The organism is Actinoplanes sp. NPDC051633, from assembly GCF_040681735.1.
Taxonomy (GTDB): Bacteria; Actinomycetota; Actinomycetes; order Mycobacteriales; family Micromonosporaceae; genus Actinoplanes.
The window spans coordinates 1-3,437 of sequence record NZ_JBFAZH010000848.1; the positions used below are offsets into that span (position 1 = coordinate 1).

At 71.9% G+C, this 3,437-nt stretch carries 4 protein-coding genes; 1 reads left to right on the forward strand and 3 read right to left on the reverse strand.

Going from position 1 to position 3,437, the window contains the following annotated elements:
* Positions 1 to 535, forward strand: a 535-nt coding sequence (locus AB0M20_RS33215; protein ID WP_364304291.1) for a diiron oxygenase, incomplete at its 5' end; no start/stop codon positions are given.
* Here AB0M20_RS33215 and AB0M20_RS33220 read toward each other — a convergent pair.
* The 3 genes from AB0M20_RS33220 to AB0M20_RS33230 form a co-directional block, all read right to left on the reverse strand.
* Entirely contained in the window at positions 521 to 1,372 is an 852-nt protein-coding gene (locus tag AB0M20_RS33220) for an alpha/beta fold hydrolase (protein WP_364304292.1), read from the reverse strand. The genes AB0M20_RS33215 and AB0M20_RS33220 overlap by 15 nt on opposite strands.
* On the reverse strand, positions 1,369 to 2,202 hold the full coding sequence (locus tag AB0M20_RS33225; protein ID WP_364304293.1) for an SDR family NAD(P)-dependent oxidoreductase: 834 nt from the start codon (positions 2,200 to 2,202) through the stop codon (positions 1,369 to 1,371). Before AB0M20_RS33225 ends, AB0M20_RS33220 begins: the two co-directional genes overlap by 4 nt.
* The coding region (locus AB0M20_RS33230; protein ID WP_364304294.1) for an NAD(P)/FAD-dependent oxidoreductase at positions 2,199 to 3,437 on the reverse strand (1,239 nt) is incomplete at its 5' end. The genes AB0M20_RS33225 and AB0M20_RS33230, both read right to left, overlap by 4 nt.

Sequence of the window (3,437 nt, forward strand, 5' to 3'; positions counted from 1 at the left end):
GTTGTTCGGCCGGATGATCGACCGGTTCGGGTGCCCGGTCTACCGGCTGAGCGCGGGCGACAACCGGCTCGGCCGGTTCGTCGCCGCGACCGGCACCGGCCCGCGGATGTACGCCGCGATCCTGATCGCCGAGGAGGTTCTCGACGCGTTCCAGCGCGAGGCGATGGCCGACGAGCGGGTGCAGCCGCTGGTCCGCATGGTCTCCCGCATCCACGTCATCGAGGAGGCCCGGCACGTCCGGTACGCCCGGGAGGAGCTGGCCCGGCAGATCCGCGAGGCCGGCCGGTCCCGCCTCGCCTACGACCGGCTGATCATCGCGCGCACCGCCTACCTGACCGGCACCCGCATCGTGCACCACGACGTGTACAAGGCCGTCGGCATCGATCCCGTGCAGGGGCGCCGGGCCGCCCGCGCCAATCCGCATCATCTGGCGACGCTCAAGTGGGCGGGCGAGCGCGTCGTCGCGTACCTGGGGGAGCTGGGGCTGATCGGTGGCCCCGGCGTCGCACTCTGGCGGCGGTCAGGCCTTCTCTGACACCGCCGCCAGGAAGTCGAGCGCCAGCGAGGCGAACTCGTCCGGGCGTTCGATCTGTGGCATGTGCCCAGTGTCCGGGAAGAGGTGGAACCGGGCATCGGGCATCCGCCGGCGCGCTGCCTCCAGGTGCGCGGCCGGCAGGATGAGATCGCGCTCGCCCCACACCACCAGGGTGGGCCGCGGCAGCCTCGTCACCTCGTCGAGCAGCGCGGCACGCCATTTCGGGGCGACGCCACGCAGGCCGCCCAGCGACTTCGCGGTCGCCAGGAACGTCGCCGCGTACCCCGGGCGGGCCAGCACCCGCATCGCGAACTCCACGCGCTCGTCGGTGACCATCGCGCGGTCGCGGAAGATGCTGCGTTCCGCCCGGTAGGCGGCCTTGCGGTCCATCTTGGTGAGCAGGAACCGGCCGAGCCCCGGCACCGCGAGGATGCGCAGCGCGGCGGTCACCTCCTTGCCGAACCCGGCGGGCGCCACCAGGGTCAGCGTCCGCACGTGCGACGGGTCGCGGCAGAGCATCCGCATCGCCACCGCGCCGCCCAGCGAATTGCCCATCACGTGCAGCGGGCGCTCCTCGCCGAGCGCCCGGACGGTTCGCTCGACGCCGTCGGCGAGGCTGTCCAGCGAGACGGGCCCGGGCAGCGGATCGGACAGCCCGAAGCCGGGCAGGTCCGCGCTGATCACCCGGTGCCCGGCGGCGAGCCGGTCGTGCTGCGGCAGCCAGTCCTCGAGGCTGCGGGCGATGCCGTGCAGCAGGAGAATCGGTGGGTCCTGCGGATCGCCGCTGACGTGCGTGCGGATCCGCGCGCCGTCGACCTCCACGAACTCGGGTGTCATCGCAGGGCCCGCTCGGTGAGGCGGCGGATCACCTTCATGTGCGACACCGGCATCAGCCGCGCCAGCAGGTCGGGCACCTTGGCGGTGGAGGCGATCAGAACCCGCGCCTTGCGGCGCGCCACCGCGTCCAGGATCTCTGCCGCGGCCTTCTCCGGCGGGTACGAGAGCAGCTTGTCGAAACTGGCCCGCTGGTCGCCGATCAGGTCCTGTGGCACACCGGCGCCGACCCGGGCGTTGCGCGCGATGGCGGTGCGGATGCCGCCCGGGTGCACGGTGGTGACGCCGACGCGGCCCTCCAGCTCGGACCGCAGCACCTCGCTGAAGCCGCGCAGCGCGAACTTGCTGGCGCTGTACGCGGACTGCCCGGGCGGGGCGATCAGCCCGTACAGGCTGGAGACGTTGACCAGGTGGCTGCCCGGGTTGTCGATCAGCGCCGGCAGCAGCGCGTGCACCAGCCGCACCGGGGCGCGGAAGTTCACGTCGATGACCGTCTCGAACTCGGCCACGCTCAGGTGTTCGAAGAGGCCACCGAGCGCGATGCCGGCGTTGTTGACCAGCAGGCCGATCCTCGGGTGCAGCTCGCGGATCCCGGCCGCGAGGCCCTCGAGGGAGTCGAGCTCGCCCAGGTCGGCGGCGATCGCGTCCACCTGGACCGCGCCGTCGGCGCGGATCTTGCCGGCCACGCTCTCGAGACCCGCGGTGTCTCGGTCGATGAGCACCAGGTCGCTGCCGCGGCGGGCCAGGTCGAAGGCGAGCTGCTCGCCGATGCCGGAGGCCGCGCCGGTGAGGACGGCCGTCTTGCCGCGGAAGGCATAGGGCTGCAGGGTCATGCGTCCGCTCCTACCCTGGCCGTGCGGCGGCCGAACGTCATGTCGCGCCGGATGTCGGCGCGGGGACTGCGCAGGACGTCGTGCACGTAGTTCTGCTTCACCGACCACGGATCGCGCACACCCTGCTTCGGGAAGCTGTCCAGCGCGCGCTGCACGTACCCGGAAGTGAGCGACAGCAACGGGCGCAGCGGACCCGACGGGTCCGGGCTGGGGGTGGCGATCGCGTAGCCGTTCTTGTCCATGAAGGACAGCAGGCGGCACACGTAGCGGGCGCAGAGGTCCGAGCGCAGGGTCCAGGAGGCGTTGGTGTAGCCGATGCAGAAGGCGAAGTTGGGTACGCCGCTGAGCATCAGACCCCGGTACGCGACCCGGCCGGCCGGATCGACCTCGGCGCCGTCGACGGTCAGCTTCATGCCGCCCACCGCGCGCAGGGTCAGACCGGTCGCGGAGACCACGATGTCGGCCGGAAGCACCTCGCCGGACGTCAGCCGGACGCCCTCGGGCACGAACCGGTCGATGGTGTCGGTCACCACGTCCGCCTTGCCGCCCGTGATGGCCGAGAACAGGTCGCCGTCGGGCACCACGCACAGCCGCTGATCCCACGGGTTGTAGCGGGGCGTGAAGTGGGCGTCCACGTAGGCCTCGTCGCCGTTGAGGTGTTTCACCGCGAACCCGCGCAGCAGCTGCTTCACCCGCTCCGGCCGGCGCCGGGCGAGCTGGTAGAAGAACTGGGTCATCGCGATGTTCTTGGCCCGGGTCAGCCGGAACGCGGCCCGGGGCGGCAGCCGTCGGCGCAGCTTCTCGGCGATCTTGTCCACCGCCGGCAGGACGGTGATGTACGAGGGGGAGCGCTGCAGCATGGTGACGTGGGCGGCGGTATCGGCCATCGCGGGCACCAGGGTCACCGCGGTCGCGCCGCTGCCGACCACGACGACCCGCTTCCCGGCGTGGTCGAGGTCCTCCGGCCAGAACTGCGGATGCACGAACGTGCCGGCGAAGTCCTCCCGGCCCGGGAAGTCGGGCTGGTAGCCGCGGTCGTAGTCGTAATAGCCGGCGCAGGCGTAGACGAAGTCGGCCGTGTACTCGCCCCGGCTCGTCTCCACCGTCCACTGTGCGCTCTCCGACGACCAGGATGCGCCGGTCACCTTGACCCCGAACCGGATGTGCCCGGTGATCCCGGCCTCGTCGGCCGTGTCGCGGATGTACTGCAGGATCGACGGGCCGTCGGCCATCGA